Annotated in this window: 20 protein-coding genes; 19 read left to right on the top strand and 1 reads right to left on the bottom strand. The window is 35.9% G+C overall.

Annotated elements, in window-relative coordinates; all coding sequences use genetic code 11:
* Window positions 1–111: 111 nt before the first annotated feature.
* From PWP26_RS06960 to PWP26_RS06985, 6 genes are all read left to right on the top strand, one after another.
* Window positions 112–1296 carry a HEAT repeat domain-containing protein gene (locus PWP26_RS06960; RefSeq protein ID WP_301399306.1) on the top strand — a complete coding sequence of 395 codons (1185 nt, stop codon included), beginning with the start codon at window positions 112–114 and terminating at the stop codon, window positions 1294–1296.
* A gap of 10 nt (window positions 1297–1306) precedes the next feature.
* Window positions 1307–2644 carry a glycosyltransferase gene (locus PWP26_RS06965; protein WP_301399307.1) on the top strand — a complete coding sequence of 446 codons (1338 nt, stop codon included), beginning with the start codon at window positions 1307–1309 and terminating at the stop codon, window positions 2642–2644.
* Between the two features lie 70 nt (window positions 2645–2714).
* Window positions 2715–5099, top strand: coding sequence for a tetratricopeptide repeat protein (locus tag PWP26_RS06970; RefSeq protein ID WP_301399308.1), 2385 nt, complete (start codon window positions 2715–2717; stop codon window positions 5097–5099).
* Complete coding sequence (locus PWP26_RS06975) at window positions 5086–5886, top strand: polysaccharide deacetylase family protein (RefSeq protein ID WP_287567772.1); 801 nt, start codon at window positions 5086–5088, stop codon at window positions 5884–5886. Before PWP26_RS06970 ends, PWP26_RS06975 begins: the two co-directional genes overlap by 14 nt.
* Window positions 5883–7364 carry a tetratricopeptide repeat protein gene (locus PWP26_RS06980; protein WP_301399309.1) on the top strand — a complete coding sequence of 494 codons (1482 nt, stop codon included), beginning with the start codon at window positions 5883–5885 and terminating at the stop codon, window positions 7362–7364. Before PWP26_RS06975 ends, PWP26_RS06980 begins: the two co-directional genes overlap by 4 nt.
* Window positions 7365–7428: 64 nt before the next feature.
* Window positions 7429–8355 (top strand): hypothetical protein, encoded by a 927-nt coding sequence (locus PWP26_RS06985; protein WP_022854768.1) that lies wholly within the window; start codon window positions 7429–7431, stop codon window positions 8353–8355.
* Here PWP26_RS06985 and PWP26_RS06990 read toward each other — a convergent pair.
* On the bottom strand, window positions 8352–9653 hold the full coding sequence (locus PWP26_RS06990) for a hypothetical protein (RefSeq protein ID WP_301399310.1): 1302 nt from the start codon (window positions 9651–9653) through the stop codon (window positions 8352–8354). The two genes, PWP26_RS06985 and PWP26_RS06990, sit on opposite strands and share 4 nt — an antisense overlap.
* A 220-nt stretch (window positions 9654–9873) precedes the next feature.
* Between PWP26_RS06990 and ispF the strand changes: the two genes are divergently transcribed.
* The 13 genes from ispF (at window position 9874) to murI (ending at window position 20810) form a co-directional block, all read left to right on the top strand.
* Complete coding sequence (gene ispF, locus PWP26_RS06995; protein ID WP_038062771.1) at window positions 9874–10350, top strand: 2-C-methyl-D-erythritol 2,4-cyclodiphosphate synthase; 477 nt, start codon at window positions 9874–9876, stop codon at window positions 10348–10350.
* 141 nt (window positions 10351–10491) lie between these two features.
* Entirely contained in the window at window positions 10492–10956 is a 465-nt protein-coding gene (locus PWP26_RS07000; RefSeq protein ID WP_038062774.1) for a peptidylprolyl isomerase, read from the top strand.
* 138 nt (window positions 10957–11094) lie between these two features.
* Window positions 11095–13089, top strand: coding sequence for a cation:proton antiporter (locus PWP26_RS07005; RefSeq protein WP_301399311.1), 1995 nt, complete (start codon window positions 11095–11097; stop codon window positions 13087–13089).
* 30 nt (window positions 13090–13119) lie between these two features.
* The gene (locus PWP26_RS07010; RefSeq protein WP_038062776.1) at window positions 13120–14334 is read left to right on the top strand and encodes a cation:proton antiporter; all 1215 of its coding nucleotides are present in this window, start codon (window positions 13120–13122) and stop codon (window positions 14332–14334) included.
* 81 nt (window positions 14335–14415) lie between these two features.
* Window positions 14416–14979, top strand: coding sequence for an epoxyqueuosine reductase QueH (locus PWP26_RS07015; RefSeq protein WP_273011999.1), 564 nt, complete (start codon window positions 14416–14418; stop codon window positions 14977–14979).
* A 12-nt stretch (window positions 14980–14991) separates the two neighbouring features.
* Window positions 14992–15351 (top strand): molybdenum cofactor biosynthesis protein MoaE, encoded by a 360-nt coding sequence (locus PWP26_RS07020; protein WP_038062778.1) that lies wholly within the window; start codon window positions 14992–14994, stop codon window positions 15349–15351.
* Window positions 15352–15366: 15 nt separating this feature from the next.
* Window positions 15367–15996: an RlmE family RNA methyltransferase gene (locus PWP26_RS07025; RefSeq protein WP_051754595.1), complete on the top strand. Its 630-nt coding sequence runs from the start codon at window positions 15367–15369 to the stop codon at window positions 15994–15996.
* Window positions 15974–17164: an exonuclease SbcCD subunit D C-terminal domain-containing protein gene (locus PWP26_RS07030; protein ID WP_273012004.1), complete on the top strand. Its 1191-nt coding sequence runs from the start codon at window positions 15974–15976 to the stop codon at window positions 17162–17164. Before PWP26_RS07025 ends, PWP26_RS07030 begins: the two co-directional genes overlap by 23 nt.
* A gap of 157 nt (window positions 17165–17321) precedes the next feature.
* Window positions 17322–18134: a 4-hydroxy-tetrahydrodipicolinate reductase gene (gene dapB / locus PWP26_RS07035; protein WP_273012007.1), complete on the top strand. Its 813-nt coding sequence runs from the start codon at window positions 17322–17324 to the stop codon at window positions 18132–18134.
* A 14-nt stretch (window positions 18135–18148) separates the two neighbouring features.
* A complete protein-coding gene (locus PWP26_RS07040) occupies window positions 18149–18943 on the top strand; it encodes an Mrp/NBP35 family ATP-binding protein (protein ID WP_273012010.1) in 795 nt (264 codons plus the stop codon).
* Between the two features lie 15 nt (window positions 18944–18958).
* Window positions 18959–19720, top strand: coding sequence for a DUF364 domain-containing protein (locus PWP26_RS07045; protein WP_038062784.1), 762 nt, complete (start codon window positions 18959–18961; stop codon window positions 19718–19720).
* Window positions 19717–20010: a hypothetical protein gene (locus PWP26_RS07050; RefSeq protein WP_022854755.1), complete on the top strand. Its 294-nt coding sequence runs from the start codon at window positions 19717–19719 to the stop codon at window positions 20008–20010. Before PWP26_RS07045 ends, PWP26_RS07050 begins: the two co-directional genes overlap by 4 nt.
* Window positions 20007–20810, top strand: coding sequence for a glutamate racemase (murI, locus tag PWP26_RS07055; RefSeq protein WP_038062787.1), 804 nt, complete (start codon window positions 20007–20009; stop codon window positions 20808–20810). The genes PWP26_RS07050 and murI overlap by 4 nt, the downstream gene beginning before the upstream one ends.
* The last annotated feature ends 101 nt before the right edge of the window (window positions 20811–20911 follow it).

The raw sequence follows: 20911 nt of genomic DNA on the forward strand, positions 1-20911 counted from the left end.
TTAAAAATTTTTATTATGCCTCTAAAATATTTTATTAAAAGACACAATTTATATTCTACTCCCTAAATACATAGTAAGTTAAAAAATAAATTTAAAAAAAAGGGTTATTTTATGTTTCTTACGGTAAAGGTGTTATCTTTTATAATTTTAGTTATCTTTTCGGTTAATCTCTTTTTGGTTATTTATAATTTTATCAGGAGGTTTTTAACCCAGATAAAATATCAAAGATTAGACCGTGCTCGCAACTATTTTACTCGGATTTTAGAGGAGATATTTCGTGCCCCTTCAGTAGATTTGTCTAAACTTAAACCAAAGCTAAAAGTTTCTTCTTCATTGGAGAGACAGGCCCTTTTAGAGACGCTTCTAAATTATTCTTCAAGGCAACCTGAAAAGAGTTTTATCTTTGCTCAGGAGCTTGGTTACATAGAGGAATATGAGAAAAAGCTTAATTCTTCTAAACCCTATGAAAGAGGAGAAGCCTTCAGAACATTGGCTATTTTAGGTTCTAAAAGAAGTTTAGAAAGGATGTTAGAGGCCTTGCAAAGGGAAAATCACCCAGAGATAGCTTTTGTAGGGTTTTTGAGTTGCCTTAAACTTATTGATAAAGCTTATTTTAAAACGTTTTTCAACCTTCTTTATGAAAAGCAAAAACAAAGGGTTTTGAACCTTAGATCGGTTAGTCTGATAATCAACGATTTTATAGATAGATTTAAGGAACAGGCAAGTTTTGCCATCTATGATTTCCTAAAAGAACAACCTCCCTCTAATTCCTTTAGGATAGCTCTTTTGGAAGGATTTTACTATTCTAAACATTTAGATGAAACCTTGCTCAGGATAGTAAAAGAGCATCTTAATTTTGAGCATCCAGAAATTTTGGCTAAAGCCTTGAAAGTGTTAAGCAAAGCCGTTGAGTTTGATAAAGAAGTTGGTTCAGAGGAAATTTTGCCTTTTTTGAGGCATCCATCCTGGTTTGTTAGGCTTTCAGCTTTAAAGGTTTTAGAAAAGAAGATAACCCCTGAGATGGTAGAACATGTGGCCCCACTGTTAGAAGATAAAAATGCCTTAGTAAGAAGAGAGGCAGCCAAGGCGTTATTTAAGCTTCCTATAGAAGAACTAATCATCAGATTGCCTTCTTTGCTTGAGATTAAAGACCCATATGGTAGGGATAGCTTGGTAGAAGAAATGGTAATGAGTGGGGTTTGGGAAAGATTAAAAGATGGTGGGATTAAAGGTCCTTTAAAGAGTTATGTCGAGAATATAATGTCTTTTTTGCAGTTAAACTATAAAATGGCATAAGAGAGGGAAGATGGAAATTTTAAAAGATTTCTTAATTGGTTTTAATTATTTTATTGGTTTTTATTATGCTACTTTAAACACCTTTTATACTATACTTTTGTTACTTTCTTTTTTGGCTATAGTTGAATACTTGAAATACCTCAGGTTTTATAACTTCCAGGAATTAAAGCTTTATCCACAGCTTCCTCCTGTCAGTGTTATCATACCGGTTTATAATGAAGAAGAGGTAATTCTAAGGACAATACACTCAGCCTTAAGCCTTGATTATCCTTATTTTGAAATAATAGTGGTTAACGACGGTTCCATCGATGAAACCTGGAAGATTCTGACTGAAAGATTTCAGTTGAAAAAACTACCATTTTTTATCTATCGTAAAACTCTTCAAACAGCCGAGGTAAGGGGAATTTATCGCTCTTTGCTGTATCCGAACCTTTTGGTGGTAGATAAAGAAAGAGGAGGTAAGTTTGATGCGCTTAACTGTGGGTTAAACTTTGCTCAATATCCTTATGTTTGTACCGTAGATGCAGATACTGTACTTGAAGTAGATTCTCTTTTAAGGTTAGGTAGAAAGATTTTAGAAAGTGAGGTTCCTGTTTTAGCCTTGGGAGGGGTAGTTAGGGTTTTAAACGGGGTAAAATTAGAAGAAAGCAAAGTTGCTTCGATAGAACTTCCTAAAAAAGCCTTGCCTATTTTTCAAATAGTTGAATACATTCGTGGATTTCTTTTCGGAAGATTGGGCTGGGAAAGATTAAAAAGTACCTTGATTCTTTCAGGTGCTTTTAGCCTTTTTAACAGGGAGGCCTTGCTTCAAGTAGGTGGTTTTAACAACCTTACGGTTACAGAGGATTTTGAAATAGTCTTAAGGTTGCATAAACATTTTAGAGAAAAGAAGGAAGACTATTACATAGGGTTTCTTCCTGACCCTGTTTGCTGGACTGAGGTCCCTGAAACCTTGGGAGAGCTTTCCAAACAAAGAAGGAGATGGCATTTAGGATTATTACAGACTTTATGGTTTTATAAAGGAATGTTTTTTAATCCCAAATACGGAAGGATAGGATGTTTGGTTATGCCTTTTTACCTTTTTGAAGCAGTTGGGGCAGTGGTAGAAACCTTAGGCTATCCTATAGTTTTTTTGTGTTATTTTTTTGGAATATTAAGCTTTGAGTTTTTGGTTTTATTTTTAACCTTAGCGATAGGTTATGGTATTTTTCTTTCAGTAGGAGGTATTTTTTTGGAAGAGATGAGTTTTAAAAGGTATCCTCGATGGTCTCAAGTTCTTAGGCTTCTGCTATATGGAATAGCAGAAAACTTAGGTTATAGACAAATCACCAGCTTTTTCAGGTTTTAGGCTACCCTCCAATTTTGGTTGGGCTATAAGAAATGGGAGGTAGTCAAAAAAGCCAAGGTGTTATAACTAAATGGTGTTGAATAAATTTTTGTTTTTAGGACAAGAGGCTTTAAATAGAGGGGATTATCAAGAAGCTTTAAACTTATTTAAAGAGGCTATAAATCAAGGATTTAAAAAAGAGGGATGGTTAGGTGTGGCTGAGGCTTACTATCATCTCAATGATTTCTCCTCTGCCCTTTGGGCTTATCATAAATTACTTGAAATAGACCCACAAAATGAAAAGGCTCAAAAAAAGATAGAAGAAATAGGAGAGCTATTAAAAGACGTGCAAATTAAACGTTCCCATCAAGAAATTAGATTTAAGGCTGAAGGAGACTATGTTTACATTAAAAAACAAAAACATTGGGAAAAATTCTGGATAAAAGGGGTTAACCTCGGGCTTGCTCTTCCAGGTTATTTCCCTGGAGAGTATCCGATAAAAATGAAAACTTATTTGGAATGGTTTCAATTAATCCATGAAATGGGGATAAACACCATTCGAGTATACGCTCTTCAATCTCCAGGGTTTTATCAGGCACTATATGAATTTAACCAAAAAGAGCCTAAGCTTTTTTTGCTGCAGGGAATTTGGTATGAACCTGAGAGGGCAGAGGTACTCGATGATCCAGAGTTTTTAAATAGGTTGAAAACCCATATAAAGGATGTGGTGGACGCTGTTCATGGAAATGCCAGCCTCCCTGAAAGACCTGGGTTCCCTTCGGGAAAATATCTGTGGGATATATCCCCTTTCTTGTTAGGATATCTTTTTGGAAGAGAACCTGAAGCCTGTTTGGTTAAAGGATATAACGAACGTCATGAGAGAAAAGATAAAAATTTCTACGGAAAGTATCTTTACATAGAAAAAGGGAATCCCTTTGAGGTGTGGAATACTCAGATTTTAGACTATCTTTTAAACTATTCTTATGAGACCTATGGGCATTTACCGTTGGTTTCTGTGGTAAACTGGATACCCCTTGACCCTATAGAACATCCTACGGAAAGCAACATAGAAGATGAAGAGTCTTTCTTTATCGGAGTAAAACCTAACTTAAAAAAATGTAACGAGAACGAAGACATGGAAGTTTTTGATACCTATAAAATAAAAAGCTCTTTTAACTGTTTTTTTTCTTCATATCACGTTTATCCCTACTATCCAGATTTTATGAACTATGAGTTTTTAACAGAAAAAAGACCTTATTTGGCTTACTTAAAGCGTCTCAAAGAACATCATAAAGGGCAAGCCTTGTTAATCGCAGAGTTTGGTATACCTACAAGTAGAGCTTCTGCTCACTGGCAAGTCCATGGTTGGACTCATGGTGGAAAAAATGAGGTTGAACAAGGAAGAATCTTGGTAGAGATGATCAAAGACATTGAAAAGGCAAACTGTACAGGATATGTGATTTTTAGCTGGGCTGACGAATGGTTTAAAGTAAACTGGCTTTTTATGAAGTACTATTTACCAAGAGAGAGAAAGTCTCTATGGTTTAATCTGCAGGACCCAGAGGAAAACTACGGACTTTTAGAAGTATATCCTGGATATCCTAAAAAGATAGTTTCTTTATCTGGTGAACTTAAAGAATGGGAAGAAGCTTTCATAGCTTACAAAAACTTTAACCCTCTAAACAAAGAAGGAGAGATAAAATCGATAAGACTTACTAATGATGAGGGTTTTTTGTACATCCTGGTAGAGGTCTCAACAAAGATAAATTTAAAAGAGACTCAATTTTTTGTCGGGATAGATACTGGACATAAAGAATATGGTGAATTTTCTTTCCCTGCTGGTATCAACCTTGTTTCTCCTGTAGGGCTAAAATTTTTGTTGCATATTACCGGAAAAGAAAGTTCCAGATTACTTGTGGCTTCGTCTTATAATAAAATGCTTTCCCATGACAAATTTTTTTCTCCTAAAAAAGAGGTTTTTCCGCAAAAAAGCCTTGCAGGAAAATGGAACTTGATATTATGTAAGACCAACATGAGAAGGGTTACCAAAGATTTTAAAAAACTTTTTGGTCCAAAATTTTATAACTTAAGTAGCCTAAGGTTTGGTAGCCTTAAGCCAGAAAATCCAGATTTTGATAGTTTAGCAGATTTTTACATAAAAGATAACTTGATAGAGATCAGGCTACCTTGGGAGCTTTTAAATTTTTCAGACCCAAGCTCAAGAAAAATGTTTTGGAAGGAAAAAGATATCCTTTGGAAGGAGTCTGACGGTATCCGGGTGGTGGTGATAAGTTACAAGCCTGCCCCATTAAACCCTCCCAGAGCTTTAAAAGTACTTGATTTTAGGCCTAATCCTTTAGAAAAAGACAAAATTAATACTTATGTTTGGGAAAAATGGAACGTTCCCTCTTTTCATACCCGTTTAAAAAAGAGTTATTTTATTTTACAAAGGTACTTAAAAAATGAGAAAAATTAGCAGAAGAGAGACGTTAAAGTTACTAGTTTTGTCAAGCCTTGGAAGTTTGACTCCTAACTCTTTGGTTTTTTCCTCTGAGGAAAAAAAGGCCTCTCAAGAGGAAAGTTTTCCGGTTTTACTTTATCATGAGATAGCCTATGAACCTCTTACACCTTATACCGTTACCCCTGAGGAGTTTTTTTCTCAGATGGAATTTCTCTACTCATCAGGGTTTGAGACCCTCTTGCCACAGGAATTAGACCAAAGTTTGGCAAAAAAAAGAAAAAAGATTATGCTTACCTTTGACGACGGGAGTTATACCTTTTTGGAATATGCCTATCCTCTTTTAAGAGAGTACAGGTTTAAGGTGGTGATGAATGTTATAGGTAGTAAAGTTGGTAAAGGCTGGTTCATAAGCTGGGATGAATATAGAGAAATTCTCGATGAAGGCTTACTTGAGATAGGATGCCATAGCTATGATTTTCACTTTCCTAACTGGAGTAAAAAGTTGAGCTTGAAAAAGTTTGAGGAGGATCTTTTAAGGTTTAAAGAAGAGGCTTTTAAACACCTAAAAATCGAGGTTACTACCTTTTCGTCTCCTTTGGGAGAAAGGTTAACTTCTGAGCATGTTAAAGTTTTAAAAAAGCTTGGGTTTAAATATATCTTTATGTCTGAAGAAGAAACTATAGAGAAAACTTATTATAACCCTGCCTTAAATTCTCAGTTTATCCCAAGGTTTAATTTGAACCATTATTTTAGTTTAGAAGACTTTAAAAACTTGGTTATGAAAGGAGGAGAGAACCTATGAAAAAATTGGGGGTTGTGATTTTATTTTTGATTTTATTGTTTTTAGGACAAAGTTATGGATTAGCAGAAACTATGGTTTTAACCTCTCAAAATACACACAAGGAACAGTCCTTTCAGCATAAAAAAGCAGGAGATGAGCTGTTTAAGAAAGGAGAGATCAAAAAAGCTGCTATAGAATATATAGAAGCTCTTCGGTTGTATAAAGAGTATGAGATAGAAGAGCTTATTACCATGGCTACCAGAATTTCTTGGGGAGGAAAACTAAAGGAATCAGAAGAGATTTTAAGAGAGGTTTTGAAAAAAGCCCCTCAAAATCGCAGGGCAATCCTACAGCTGGCAAGGGTGCTTTCTTGGCAAGGAAGACAGATAGAAGCTTTAAGTATGGTTGACGCTTTGCTTAAAAAAGCCCCTGCTGATGAAGAAGCTTTGTTGGTTAAGGCTAATGCTTTGAGGTTTTTGGGAAGGCCTGATAAGGCTTTAGATTTGTACGATCAAATCCTTGCCAAAAGGGATGATTTTGACGCCAGGTTAGGTAAGGCTTATGCTTATGGTAGTTTAAGGATACCTTCTAAATTAGAAGAAAATTTTAAACTCTTAAAGCCAGGGCATCCTTATCAGGAAAAAGACGTAAAAGACCTTGAGTTGTATAAAAAATCTATCTTTAATCCTGCTGTATTAACAGGATTTTCTTATTTCCATGATACCGACGAAAATGAAGTCTATACCTATCGGTTAGGGTTTGAAACCTATTTGAAAGACTTTAGGGTGGTTGGCAATTATTTTTATAGGGAGGGCTCAGATAATCTGCGAACCTCTTACTCTGATGAATTTATCTTTGAAGTAGGTAAGAGGTTAACCCATCCTCTATGGGGTTCTGTTTCCTTAGGTTTTTCTCAAGGAGGAAAAGATAAGACCTTTGTGATAGGAGGGGTTGGTTTAAATCTGTTGGCTGGGAGAGGTAGTGTGGGTTTAAATGTTAATAAAAGTGTCTTGACAGATACCGCAGAGCTTATGGAAGACGTAATAAGGGTTTTATCGATAAATTATTTTATTAATCAGTCGGTTACAGACCGTATTTCTTTGTATGCTAATTATAATCATCGTTGGTATTCAGATGATAACCAAGCAGACTCTGTCCAAGGTTCTGTTCGTTATAAGATTAACTTTGGTAATCCTACAGTAAGCCTTGGATATAGGGTGGTTTATTTAGACTTTAAGAAACAGAAGAGACACGGATATTTTGACCCTGATGATTTTTGGTCAAATCAGTTGTTTTTAACCATTTATTACGAAAACCCCAAGGTTTACGTTTATTTGGAACCTTTCATCGGTCATCAAACCTTTAGACGTTATGGACTTTGGTCCTATGATAGGGCCTATGGAGGTACAGGCACTTTAGGGATTAAACTTAACGAAAACCTGAACTTTGAAATGTCGATAGAAGGTGGAAACTACGCAGCAGGAACGACCTCTGGATAGAAATATTATCAAACAGGATTTTTGTTAAAATATGTTTTTTAGGTAAAAAAAGAAACATAATATTATGTACATAGCAAGAAGACCGGTTCCAGGAGGTTATGAATACAGCCTTAAAGAATCCTACTATGAGGCACCTTACTGGAAAAGCAGACTTGTATTAAACTTAGGGACCAATCCAGAGAAATATATCACCTATTATAGTGACGTAGCCTTTTCTATAGAATTAGAGGAGGTTTTAGAATCCTTAGGATATCCTACCGATCAGCATGAATTAGAAAAACTATTTTTCAGATTTTTAAATCCCGAAGCCCAAAGAATCATCCTTCAGTTTGAAAAACCTAAAACAAGAAAACAATCTAAAAAATCGCTTAATTTAGAGGTATTACATCCCTTTGATATAAAAAGGTATTTGGTTTTGAAGCTTGGGGTCCTTGAACCAGACAAGTTTCTTTTTCATCCTTTTCCTTTTTTAAAAAACCTTATGGAAAAATCAAGAGACGAGCTTGAAAACTTTTTCTGGGATATGGAAGATGAGCTACCTTATAGGGAAAAAATAAAGTATGTAAGGGCAATTTTTGGGGTGTTAAGACTACCTTATAAGATGAAAGAAGAAGAGGTAGATGTTTTGTTTTTAAAAAATTTTTGCCAAGTTTTAGAGGATGAAAGTTTTTGTATGGGATTAAACAAAGAAGAGCTTTTAAAAAATTATTTTTGTAGATACCTCTGGTTATATTTTGATGAGGGTTTTAAAAAGCATAAGGGGTATCCGAGAGAGCCTATGATTTTTGTTTCGATTGAAAAGATTTATCAAGAAGCCTCTTATTATCTTGAGGTACCTATAGAAGAAATAAAAAGAGCTAACAGAAAAGAGATATTAGGCCTTTTTAGAAAAAGGGCTAAAGTATTACACCCAGACCATGGAGGGTCTAAAGAAGGTTTTATAAGACTTAGAAGGGTGGTGGAAGAACTTCTTAAGCTAAAGGGAGATTAAAAAACTTCGTCTATAAGTTTAAGGCCTATTTCTTTCCAGTCTTCTCTTCCGTAGATCACGATTTTTGACTCTAAACTTCCGTCTACAAAGGAAAGGTCTTTCTGGGTTTCTTTGACTTTTTCTTGAGGTAATCCGGTTATTAGAAAAGCTCTGCCCTCTTCTCCTCCTATCTGTTTAACCCTATGGATAATCTCAAACCCTTTAAGTTTGCAGATGTTAGACCTGTCTTCTGTGGTAATCGAGATACCTATTAACTGATAACCGTTTATGATAAAAAGATCCAGTTCAAAAGGTTTTGAATCTTTTTGAGCCTTAAGAGAAAGCCCAAATTGCATTTTTTCTTTAAGCCCAAGGTCTTCAAGTTTTTCTTTTAATTCTCCATATACATACCATTCAAGCCAAAGACCGTCTAAAAATTCTATAGAATCCTTGACCCTTTGTTTAAGGGCTTCTTTACCAAGGTTTTCAGGTGGAATCCAGAGGCTTCTTCCTTCAGTAAGCTTCTTGTCTTCTGGTAAACTTTCCAATATTTCCCAGACAAAATCCGGGGTAGATGTTTCTAAGGTTTCTATAAAACTTCTGATTTCAGGTTTTTTAAGATGCTCTTTAAACCTTTTTGCTGTTTTAAAAAGGTCTTTATCGTTTTTAAAAATTCTTCTAAAAGGATTTTCAAGCCAGGACAAAAACTCTTCTATCCTGTTTTCTTCTATAACTACTTTTTTAATGGTTTGTAAAGTTTCTTTAAACTTAAAATCTTCCCAGCTATCTGCTTTTAATTTTTCATAAAGAGACAACTTAAGTAAAGTTTTAATGTCAAGAAAAAGATAATTTCTCAAGTCTCCTAATACCGGAAAGATGTCTCCGCTGTCATACACAATTTTAAACCTTCTTGTGTCTAAGTAAGAAGCTGAAAAACGGGTCTGATAAAAATTCTTTAAAAAGTTATAGACCCCAACTACCATGGGTTTGGTCCCAGGTTTATAGTTTAGATGGACTTCATCAAATTGTTCCCATATACCTACCGTATCAAGGTCTTCAAGAATCTGCTGAACATTACCTATGTCCTTTAGCGGAACTAAAAATACCTGGTCGGGGTGTAGATGAAGAAGATTTTTTACCCTTTCAGCATAAATTTGGGTACCTTTTTGTACTTGGTTATCTTCAGAAAAAATAAAAACGAAATTTCTATAGTTATGAAATGTCTTAAAATAAAGAGGAATTACATAGTTTGCCAGAGGGTTGGTGCCTATCAATAAAACTAATGCTTTTCTATCTGAGGTTAATCCTTTTTTAACCAAACAAACTCCTTTTTAGTTTAATTTAGAGTAATTTATAAAAATTATATCGTAATTGTCTAAAGGTTCAACTAAAAGAATGCTTATTTGTAACGTTTGACTTGTAAAGCGCAATCTTTAAAAGAGTTTAATATATTTTTTCAAGATTCCTTGGTTTTTAACTTTTTAGATGCTATATTTTATATGTAGTTCTAATAATGTAGTTCTAATAAGGGGCAAGAGTTTGCGATTTGGTTTTAGTTTTGACTTACATCGTTTGGTTGAAGGAAGGCCATTAAGGTTGTGCGGGGTTGAAATTCCTTTTGAAAAGGGACTTTTAGGACATTCGGACGGCGATGTAGGGCTTCACGCACTTATAGATGCTATGCTTTCTGCTGCAGGTTTGCCTGATATAGGTACTCTTTTTCCTGATAAAGACCCAAAGTATAAGGATATAGATAGTACTGAGCTTTTAAAACAAGCACTTTCAAAAGTAAAAGAAAAAGGGTACACCATCCACCAGATAGACCTTACCTTTGTTTGTGACCAGCCTAAATTAAGTCCCTACTACGAGTTGATGAAAACTCGTATAGCAGAGCTTACAGGGCTCTCTCCTTTAGATATAGGAATAAAAGCTAGAAGTGCTGAAGGATTGCTTTTAGAAGGTAACAAGGAAGTTATTGCTTGTTTTGGTTTGGTAGTGTTAAAAGACAATTGTTAGATTCTTTTGTTTTAGATCAGACTTGTTTTTTTCTTCTTATGTGGTATTGTTAAAAATTAAGGTAGAAGGGTGAGAGACTCAAGAGTCCGATCCTCTTGTCTTTCAACCTCTATCATTTTTTAAAAAATAAGGAGTTTAGTTATGCGTAAGGTTCAGTTAGGAGATGTAGTAAGCATTCATTGTGTAGGTCAACTGAAAAACGGTGAGGTTTTTGAAAACACCTATGATGGAGAACCTTTTATCTTTCAGGTTGGTTCTGCTGAGATTATACCTGGACTTTCTGAAGCGGTGATCGGAATGGAAGAGGGAGAAGAAAAAGAAGTACTTATTCCTTCAGAAAAGGCCTTTGGTCCCAGGGATGAAAACTTGGTAAGATCTATTCCTAGAGAGGCATTGAGTTTGGATGTAGCTCCAGAGCCAGGATTGATGTTAAACCTCATCGTTGATACTCCTCAAGGAGAGATGACCTTTCCTGCAACCATTTTAGAGGTTACCGAAGAGGAGATAGTGTTAGACCTTAATCCACCTTTAGCAGGAGAAGATTTAATTTTTAAAATTAGGTTAGAAAAAATTCTCACCCCAGACGAAGAAAACATCGTTCTTTAATCATCCAAAAAGCCCTGCTTCGTTTAGAAGCAGGGCTTTTTGTTTAAAACTCTTTAAAACTCTCAGATTTATTTAACTTCCCATAAAAGTTTTACTTTTTTGTTTTTTTTTAGTTATAATTTCATAACTATGGAAGGTTTGATTGAGGTTTTAAAAAGTTTTTTGCTCATTTTTTTAGGTTGTATTCCTGTTGTCTGGGCAACTACTAAGCTTAAAGTTCCTTCTGTAATCGGGTTCTTAATCACTGGAATTTTAGTCGGTCCTTATGGTATAGGTCTTTTAAAGGATGTTCACTTAATAGAAACCTTGGCTGAGATGGGTGTTATTTTCTTGATGTTTACTATAGGTATAGAGTTTTCTATTAAAAAATTGATAGCTTACCGAAACGAAGTCCTCTTAACAGGTTTTTTACAAGTTTTTTTAACAGTCCTTTTGATTTTAGGATTAAGCTTAGTCTTTTTAAAGACCTCATTTTCAAACGGAGTTTTTTATGGATTCCTTGTAGCTATGAGTAGCACGGCTTTGGTGCTTAAGATGCTGATGGATAGAGGAGAGATTAACTCGCCTTATGGTCGCACCTCTTTTGGGGTATTAATTTTTCAAGACTTAACCGTTGTGTTTGTAATGCTTATGCTGCCCATTTTAGCAGGAAAAGAGGGTAGCTTAGGAGGTCTCTTTTTTTCGATTTTTAAATCCTTTGGGTTTATTATCGGTTTATTTTTGGTAGCTTATTACGCCGTTCCTTATATCTTCCATCAGATAGTTAAAACCAAAAGTCGTGAGCTTTTTCTGATGACCTTGTTGAGCCTTGCTTTAGGAACAGCCTTTTTTTCCTATCAAATAGGTCTTTCTCTGGCTCTGGGTGCCTTTTTAGCAGGATTAGTGATTTCTGAATCAGACTATGCCTATCAAAGCGTAGCTGAAATTAAACCCTTAAAAGACCTTCTTATGGCTATATTTTTCGTGTCAATAGGACTTTTACTGAACCCTACCTTTCTTTTAAACAATTTCTTAAAAACGCTAGCCCTTTTAGGAGTTATGCTGCTGGTTAAGTTTGCAGGTATTTTTATAGCGACCTTACTGGTTAACAGAAGCCTAAGGGTAGCCCTTTTAACCACCTTCTATCTTTTACAGATAGGAGAGTTTTCTTTTGTTTTAGCCTTAGAAGGCAAAAGGATGGGCTTTTTGTCTGAAGAGTTTTACCAGGTGTTTATGGGGGCTTCGATCGCTTCTTTGTTTATAACTCCTTTTTGGATTCAGTTTAGTCATAACCTTACAGAATTTTTCCTGTCAAAGATTTCTTCTAAGCTGTATGTTCGTTATCAAAAGAGAAGGGCTGTAAAGATAAAAGAGGAAAAAGCTGAGTTAAAAGATCATACTATAGTAGTAGGTTTTGGGGTAGCAGGAAAAAACATCGTTTATGGACTAAAAACCTTAAAAATACCTTATGTTATTTTAGAAATGAACCCTAATACAGTTAAGAATTACAGACAAAAAGGAGAACCTATATTTTTTGGAGATGCTACCAACAGAGAGATATTACTTAAATTTGGGGTTAGAGAAGCTAAAACTTTAGTGGTTTCTATGGGAGATGTCATAGCAACCAGGAAGATCGTTTCTATAGCTAAAAAAGAAAATCCACAGCTTTACATCATAGTAAGAAGTAAGTTTGTAGCTGAGATGGAAGAGTTGCTAAAATTAGGGGCTAATGAGGTGATACCTGAGGAGTTTGAGGTTTCTATAGAGATGTTTGCTAAAGTTTTAGAGACCTACAAAGTTCCTAAAAACGTTATCTATGAACTTTTAGAGAACTTGAGAAGCAAACATTATAGAGCCTTTAGAAACGTCCAAGATTTAAAATTTGAACTCTTAGAAGGGCTTGAATTTTTAAAAGGAGAAAACATCCAGAACTTTTTGGTTAAAAAGGGATATAGATTGGCAGGGAAGTCTATAAAAGAGTTGGGACTTCGATCGAAAACAGGGGTTACCATCATAGCCATAAAAAGAGGCCCTGAGTTTTTAATAAATCCCTCTCCTGAAGAAAAAATAGAAGAAGGGGATGTGTTAATTTTGATAGGCAAAGAAGAGGATTTGGCAAAAGCTCAGGCTTATTTAAAAGAGTTTGAACCTTAAAGTTTGTAATATCTAAAGAGGTGTAGATAGATGGAAAACTTAGAAATTCATGTACTTTTCTTGTACATCGGGATTATTTTGTTTTTGGCAAGATTGACAGGAGATATTTTTGCAAAGTTTGGTATTCCCTCGGTGATAGGAGAAATTTTAGTAGGAGTTTTGCTTGGTCAGAGTGTCTTAGGATTAATTCCTGTTAACAAGGTAATACAAATTTTAGCAGAACTTGGGATCATATTTTTGTTGTTTCATATAGGCTTTGAGGCAGACTTAAAGCAGCTAAAAAAGGTGGGTTTTTGGGCCTTAGAAGTGGCTCTAATCGGGGCAGTTTTCCCCTTTTTGTTAGGTATGAGCGTTTCTCTTTTTGTTTTTGACTTAAATCTCACCCAAGCCCTTTTTATAGGAGGTACCCTTACAGCTACAAGTATAGGTATAACCATAAGGGTACTTGAGGACTTAGGTAAACTTAACGAAAGATTCTCCCAAATAGTGTTGGGAGCAGCGGTACTTGATGATATCTTTGGGGTAGTTGTTCTATCTATTCTTTTTGAGTTTTCAAAAACCCAAACGGTAGAGATAAAAAATACTTTATTGTTTATGACATATATCGCAACCTTTTTTTTGATAGCTCCGGTTTTGGGAAAATTTTTAGCTTATATCATATCGTTCATAGCTAAGAGGTTGTCTACCGTAGATTTTGTTCCTCCTGTTGTGGTAGCTTTGATGTTGTTTTTTGCCTATGCTGCTCATGAAATAGGATCTCCAGAAATCTTAGGAGCTTTTACCGCAGGAATTGCCTTTTCTCGCAGGTTTACCATTCCTTTTGCTATAGCACTAAATACCGATAAAGAAATCGTTCACAAGATAGAAACTTCTCTCCAACCGTTATTAAATCTTTTTACTCCTATCTTTTTTGTTTACGTAGGACTTCAACTTAACCTTAAAGTGATAGATTTTTCCTCTGCTACCTTTTGGTTTTTAAGCCTTGTTCTTTCGGTGGTAGCTATTTTAGGAAAACTTGCTGTAGGGTTGATGATTAAAGGTGATTGGAAAGAAAGGTTAAGCGTAGGCTTTTCTATGGTGCCAAGAGGAGAGGTTGGCCTCATTTTTGCTGAATTTGGCAGGATAAGCGGGGTTTATGACGAAATGTTATATGCGGTAATGGTTTTTGTCGTTGGTATCACTACCTTTCTTCCTCCTATAGTCCTTAAAATAATTTGGAGACAACCTACCTTGTTTAAGTATTAGCCTTTAGCCTAAATAGGTGTTGAAACAAGGTTGTAGATTTAAAATAGTTGGTTTTTACTAAAATTGTTGTATTATTTACTTATGATATTAATTCATGTTTGTTGTGGACCTTGTTTACTTTATCCACTGTCTTGGTTTAAGGAAAAAGGAATAGAGGTTTTGGGATATTTTTACAACCCGAATATCCACCCTTATCGAGAGTTTAAAGTAAGGGTTAAAGCCTTAGAACAGGTAGAAACGCTAAAAGGGATTAAAATAATCTGGGACAAAACTTATGGTCTTAGATTTTTTGTTAAAGAAACTTTTATGGTTTGTGAAAATCCTGAAAAAAGATGTGAACGCTGTTATGTAATAAGGCTTAGACAAACGGTAAAAAAAGCCTTGGAATTAAAGGCAGAAGCCTTTACTACAACCTTACTTTATAGTATTTACCAAAAACATAACCTCATAAAAGAAATAGCTGAAGACCTGAGTCATAAATATCGGATCCCTTTTTTTTATGAAGATTTTAGAAAAGGGTATAAACTTGGTCAGGAAGAGGCCATAACCCTTGAACTTTATAGGCAGTCTTATTGTGGGTGTATCTTTAGTGAAGAAGAAAGATACTCTAAAGCCCGTATAAAAGAGCTTAAAAAAATGAAATAGCAGGAGGCTCTTATGGTTTTTAAGGATTATCAAGCCTATTTAGAAAAAAAAGAAGAGCTGACTAAAAAACTTTTAGGAAAATTTGGTTGTGTGGTTGAGTTTAACGGATTTGTAAGAGAGTATGATTTAAAGGGAGGAGAGGTAGTTCCTGCAGAAGGTATGTTTATCAAAGACGAGGTTTTTAACTATCTCGAAGACATAAGAAAAAATACCATAGAAAAGTTTGGTTTGATAGAGGTAATCATCTATCATAACCAAGGATTCTTAAAGGTAGGAGATAGGGTCACAGGATTTGCTATATTTGCTAAACATAGATACGAAGCCTTTGAGGCTTTGCAGTATTTGATAAACGAAGTAAAGAAATATCACTAAACCTTTGGGAGGCTTATGGCTAATAATCCTTGGTTCGATACATGGGCTAAAAAGGCAAAGGAGGCAGGGTATCCAGCCCGGTCGGTTTATAAACTGATGGAAATCCAAGAGGCTTATCGGTTGGTAAAAAAGGGAGATGTGGTGCTTGATTTAGGCGCAGCTCCTGGGTCTTGGTCTAAATATCTATGTAAACTTGTGGGAAAAGAGGGTAGGGTTATAGGGGTTGACTTGCAAGAGGTTAAGATAAGTCATCCTAATTTTACTTTTTTACTAAAGGACGTTTTTGAGTTAACTTCTCAAGACTTTTTAGCTTTGGGAATAGATAAGTTTGACGTAATCGTTAGTGACATGGCACCTAAGACCACCGGAGATAAGTTTGTAGACCATGTAAGGTCTGTTAGTTTAGTCGAAAAGGCTTTAGAATTGGTTTTGATAGCTTTAAAACCTAGTGGACACTTTGTAGCAAAGGTTTTTGAAGGTCAGAAGCTTCCTCAACTTAAAAAACAAATTGAAAAATACTTCAAAGGTGTTAAACTTTTTAAACCTAAGAGTTCAAGAAAAGAAAGCAGAGAGATGTTTATCGTTGCTCAACATTTTAAACCTAAAACAGACTTGAGGATCGATGAAGATTCTACACAGCTCTGACTGGCATTTAGGAAAAATCCTTCAAAACAAAAAATTGATAGATTATCAACTCAGCTTCTTTGAAAAAACATTCCTTCCTCTGGTAAAAGAACAAAAACCTGACCTTATCGTGGTGTCAGGAGATATAGTGGATAAACCTATCCCAGATTATGAGACCTTAAAGGGGTATAAAGAAGTTCTTAGGATGTTAACTTCAACCAAGGTTCCCATCCTTTTTATCTTAGGGAACCATGATTCTAAAAGGGTCAGTCTTTTTAAAGAATTTTTAGAGGCTGAAAAAATCTATTTAGCAGACGACCTCTCTTTTTTCATAAATCCCTTTGTATGGAAGAAAAACGGAGAGAGAGTTTATTTTTATTTGCTCCCCCATCTTTCTGTGTTTGAGTTGATTTCTCTTGTAAAAGAATCGTTTTCTAATGAGGCTTTAGACTTTTTAGAAGGAAAGGATCAGGTATCTGTGCCAGAACTTTTAAGGTTTCTTTTTTCTAAAGTAGAAATAAAAAAGCCTGCGGTTTTGGTAGGACATTTAGCGGTAGACAGTGCAGTTTTTTCTGGAGAAGAGGTTTTAAGAGGTAGATGGCAAAATACAGTAGGAAATGAAGAAATATTTCCGCTAAGTCTCTTTGAATGTTTTGACCTCTGTCTTTTTGGACATCTTCATAGGCTTCAGTCCCTTAACTTTAATGTTCTTTATTCAGGTAGCCCTATGCCTTATAGTTTTGACGAGGCAAACTATAAAAAAGGCTTTTGGTTTATTTCTTTTGAGAAAGAAAGGGTGAGCTACGAACCAATCTTTATAGACCCTCCTTATCGATTAAAAACCTACGAAGGCTATTTTAAGGATCTTATCCTTAAGGGTGATGAGAGTTTTGTAAGAATAATTTTGAAGGACAAAACTCCGGTTGCCTATCCATATGAGCGGTTAAAAAAGGTTTTCCCCAATCTTCTTGAATTAAAATATGAAGAGGAGGTTAAGCAAGAAGAAAAGGAGTGGAGTTTATTAGGTATCGATCAGCACTTAGATAAGACCCAAAGGTTAGATGAAAAGGATCTTTTCCGTAAGTTTTATCGTTTTGTAGAGGGAAAAGAGATAGAGGAGCCCCTTTTTGAAGTTTTTTCAGAATATTTAGAGGAATTTTTAAAAAATAAGCAGGAGAGCGTTTTATGAATTTAGATGGGATTTTAGTAATCTTAGGGATAGTTGTAGTTTGGTTAGTTTTGGTTAAGGTATTTTCTAAGGCAGGAATTCAGCCTTGTTGACAAATTCCTTTTCCTCCAGAGGGAGGAAAGAAAACCACTAAAAAACAAACAAAAGGAGGGACAAAATGCCGGTAAAAGCTATAGTAGCAGGTGCTGCAGGTAGGATGGGTAAAACCCTCATTAACCTTATTTTTAATAATCCTGAAATAGATTTAGTAGGGGCTTTTGAACATCCTGAACATCCTGCTGTAGGAAAAGACGTAGGAGAAGTGGTAGGTCTCCCTAAAACAGGAATCATCGTAGAAGGAAGTTTAGAAAAGGTTATAGAAAAAGGAGATGTAATCATAGATTTTACCTTCCATAAAGCCTCCTTAGAAAACATAAAAATCAACGCTAAATACAAAAAGGCTTATGTTTTGGGAACAACAGGTTTTACCAAAGAAGAACTAGAAGAGATCCATCAACTGGCTAAACAAAACTTTCCTTTAGTTCAGGACTACAACATGAGTATGGGAGTTAATCTTCTTTGCAAGTTGGTAGAGATTACCGCTAAGGTGCTTGCTGAAGGTTATGACATCGAAATCATAGAGGCCCATCATAGGATGAAAAAAGACGCCCCCAGTGGGACAGCTTTAAAGTTGGCCAACGTAATAGCTCAGGCCTTAGGTAGGAGCGATAAGGATTATAGGTTTTGTAGAGAAGGTATCATAGGAGAAAGGCCTCCTAAGGAAATAGGAATACAAACGATAAGAGGAGGAGATATCGTAGGAGAACACACGGTACTTTTTGCTGGGATAGGAGAAAGAATAGAGCTTACCCATAAAGCAAGCTCGAGAGAAACCTTCGCCCGAGGGGCTATCAAAGCCGCGATTTGGGTGGTTGGTAAAGAGCCTGGAGTTTATGGAATGCAGGATGTCCTTGGTTTAAGAAATCTTTAGGGATTGGCTGGTTTATGGAAGGAAAAAGTTGTCCTACTAAAGATTTACAATTCTTAAGGGAAGAACTTAAAAAACATACTGGCTTAAGGGACGTGAGATTTGTTTTAGCTGTGGGAAGTGGTAAAGGAGGGGTAGGGAAAACCACTGTCTCAACCCTTATCTCTCTTGGTTTAAAAGCTAATGGATACTCGGTTGGGCTGTTTGACCTGGATTTTTACGGTCCTAACGTTAATCTTGCCTTGGGTTTGAAGAATACCCCTCCTTTGATCGAATTTGGAAAAATAAAGCCGGTATTAGGTCCTTTTCAGTTGAAGGTAATGAGCTTAGCCCTTATGGTTTCTGAAAAAGAGCCGGTTTTTATGAGAGGGCTTATGGCTTCTAAACTTTTGCAGGAGCTTGTAGGGAAGGTTGAATGGGGCCCTCTTGACTTTTTAGTCCTTGACCTACCTCCTGGTACTGGAGACATCTTTCTTACCATGCTTGACCTTTTCGCCCCAGAGGGTTTTGTGCTGGTTACCACTGCCAACAAAATGGCTTTGGCAGATGCTTTGCGGACTGTGGGGATTTTAAGAGAAAAAGAGATACCAGTTTTAGGTATAATCAAGAATTTTTCTGGGGTCTTTGAACAACAAGAGGCGTTTAAAGAGTTTTTAGAAAAAACGAAACTTCCTCTTCTTTTTGAGATACCTTTTATAGAAGACCTTTCCTCGTGTGAGGATTTGACCGAGTTGTTTCAAGTGCCTGGAAAAAAAGAGCTTTTACAAAATATGGTAGACCAGATACTTGAGAGAGTATTTAGGATACGATAGCTTAGGGTCTGATAGATGGGAATTTATACTGAGCTTGTAGAAAGGGCTCTTCCGTATGCCAGGGCTAAAAAAATAAAAAGAATGGTGATAGGAATTCACTATACGATGGTTGAGGTAGAAAGGTGTGGGACAGGGCTTGCTTATACTCTTTTGCCTGAAATTAAGAACTGTTGCGAGTTAGATGGTAGTATTAACTTTTGGAAATTACCTGCAGACATAGCGATAAAAGGTTATCTTTCTTTTAACCAGATTGAGTCGCTCGTAGGACTTGCAACCATCAATGCTATCTTTTCTGGCAGGAAAGAAAATTTAAAAAATGCTGTAGAAGGGGATCTTTTTTCAATACTCAAGTTTGACTATAGAGATGAAGTTCTTATGGTAGGGAGATTTGACCCTGTACTTCGCAAACTTCAAGGGAAGGTTAAAAAGGTTTGGTTATTAGAAAAAGAGGAAGACATAACAACCTTTTCTATAGAGGAAATCAAGGATAAACTTAAGTTGGCTATAATTACTTCTTCAACCTTGGTTAACAAGACGTTAGAACGGATTTTAGAGAGTCTTTATGGGGTACCTGAGGTGGCTTTGATGGGACCGACCACCCCTCTTTGTCCTGAGGTTTTCCGTTTTACCCCTATAACTTGGCTTTGTGGAGCCATAGTAAGAGACCCTGACCAACTTTTTATTAAAATTTGTGAAGGTAAAGGAACTCAAGCCTTTTTTAAGGCCAATACCCCGAAACCTATACTTGAAAAAATTAACCTAAGGGTAAAAAAATGAACCTACGATGGTTTTTACAGCCGAAGGTTTTTGCTGCTATAGTTTTATGGGTGCTTTTTAGCTTAAGGATCTATCCTTCAGATTTGATAAAAACCTTATTGCATTCTGGAAGGATCTTTATAGGAAGTGGACTTTATGGTTTAGGAATTACGATTATTTTTAATGGACTATTGGCTAAATTTACTAAGAAAGGATTAAATAGAGACCAGTTTATAAAAATGGCCCTTTGGTTGGCTGTGCTTACGGCTGTAGGTGCAAGCCTTGAGTTTTATTTTGGGATGGGGAAATGATAGGGGTATTTGACTCAGGTTTGGGTGGACTTACGGTAGTCAAAGAGCTTTTACTTAAGGTAAAAGGTTACAAGATTGTTTATTTTGGAGACACAGCAAGAACTCCTTATGGGACTAAAAGCCCTGAAACAGTTACCAGATATGCCGTTGAAAACACGAGGTTTTTACTAAAGCTTGGAGCTAAGATAATAGTAGTTGCCTGCCATACCGCTTCAAGCACCGCTATGCCGGTATTAAAGCAGACTTTTCCAGAGATTCCTTTTTTTGAGGTAGTTACCCCTTCTATGGAAAAGGCCCTAAGGCTTACCAAAAGTAAAAAAATAGGACTTATTGGCACCAGGACAACCGTAGAAAGCAGGGTATATGACAGGCTTTTTGCAGAAAAAGACCCGGAGATAAAGCTTTATTCAAACCCAGCTCCCTTACTAGTGCCACTTATAGAAGAAGGGTGGCTTAAAAAACCTGAAACCAGAAGGATAGTAAAAAAATACCTGATCCCTCTTAAAATGAGAGGCATAGATACTTTAATCTTGGGGTGTACCCATTATCCTATCATTAAAAAACTTATCCAGGAAAAGGCAGGGAAAAGAATAAAACTGGTAGATCCATCAGAGGAGGTAGCTTCTAACGTAGCTAATTTTATAGAGGAACATCCAGAGGTTAAGACAACCTTAGAGACAAACGGGTTAGAAATTTTTGTTTCCGATTTAACCGCCTATTTTGGAAAGATTGCCGAGATGTTTTTAGGAAGAAAGGTAGAGTTGAAAAAAGTTTCTATAGAAGAGATGGTCAACTTTTAAAAAAGGAGTCAACTATCAGGAAATAGGATTTAAGCATGAGAACCCTCGCAAATAGAAATAAAATTTTTAGAGTTAAAACTCAAGACAGGATTAAAATAACT

Origin of the sequence: Thermodesulfobacterium sp. (genome assembly GCF_030445475.1) — a bacterium.
Taxonomy (GTDB): Bacteria; Desulfobacterota; Thermodesulfobacteria; order Thermodesulfobacteriales; family Thermodesulfobacteriaceae; genus Thermodesulfobacterium; species Thermodesulfobacterium commune.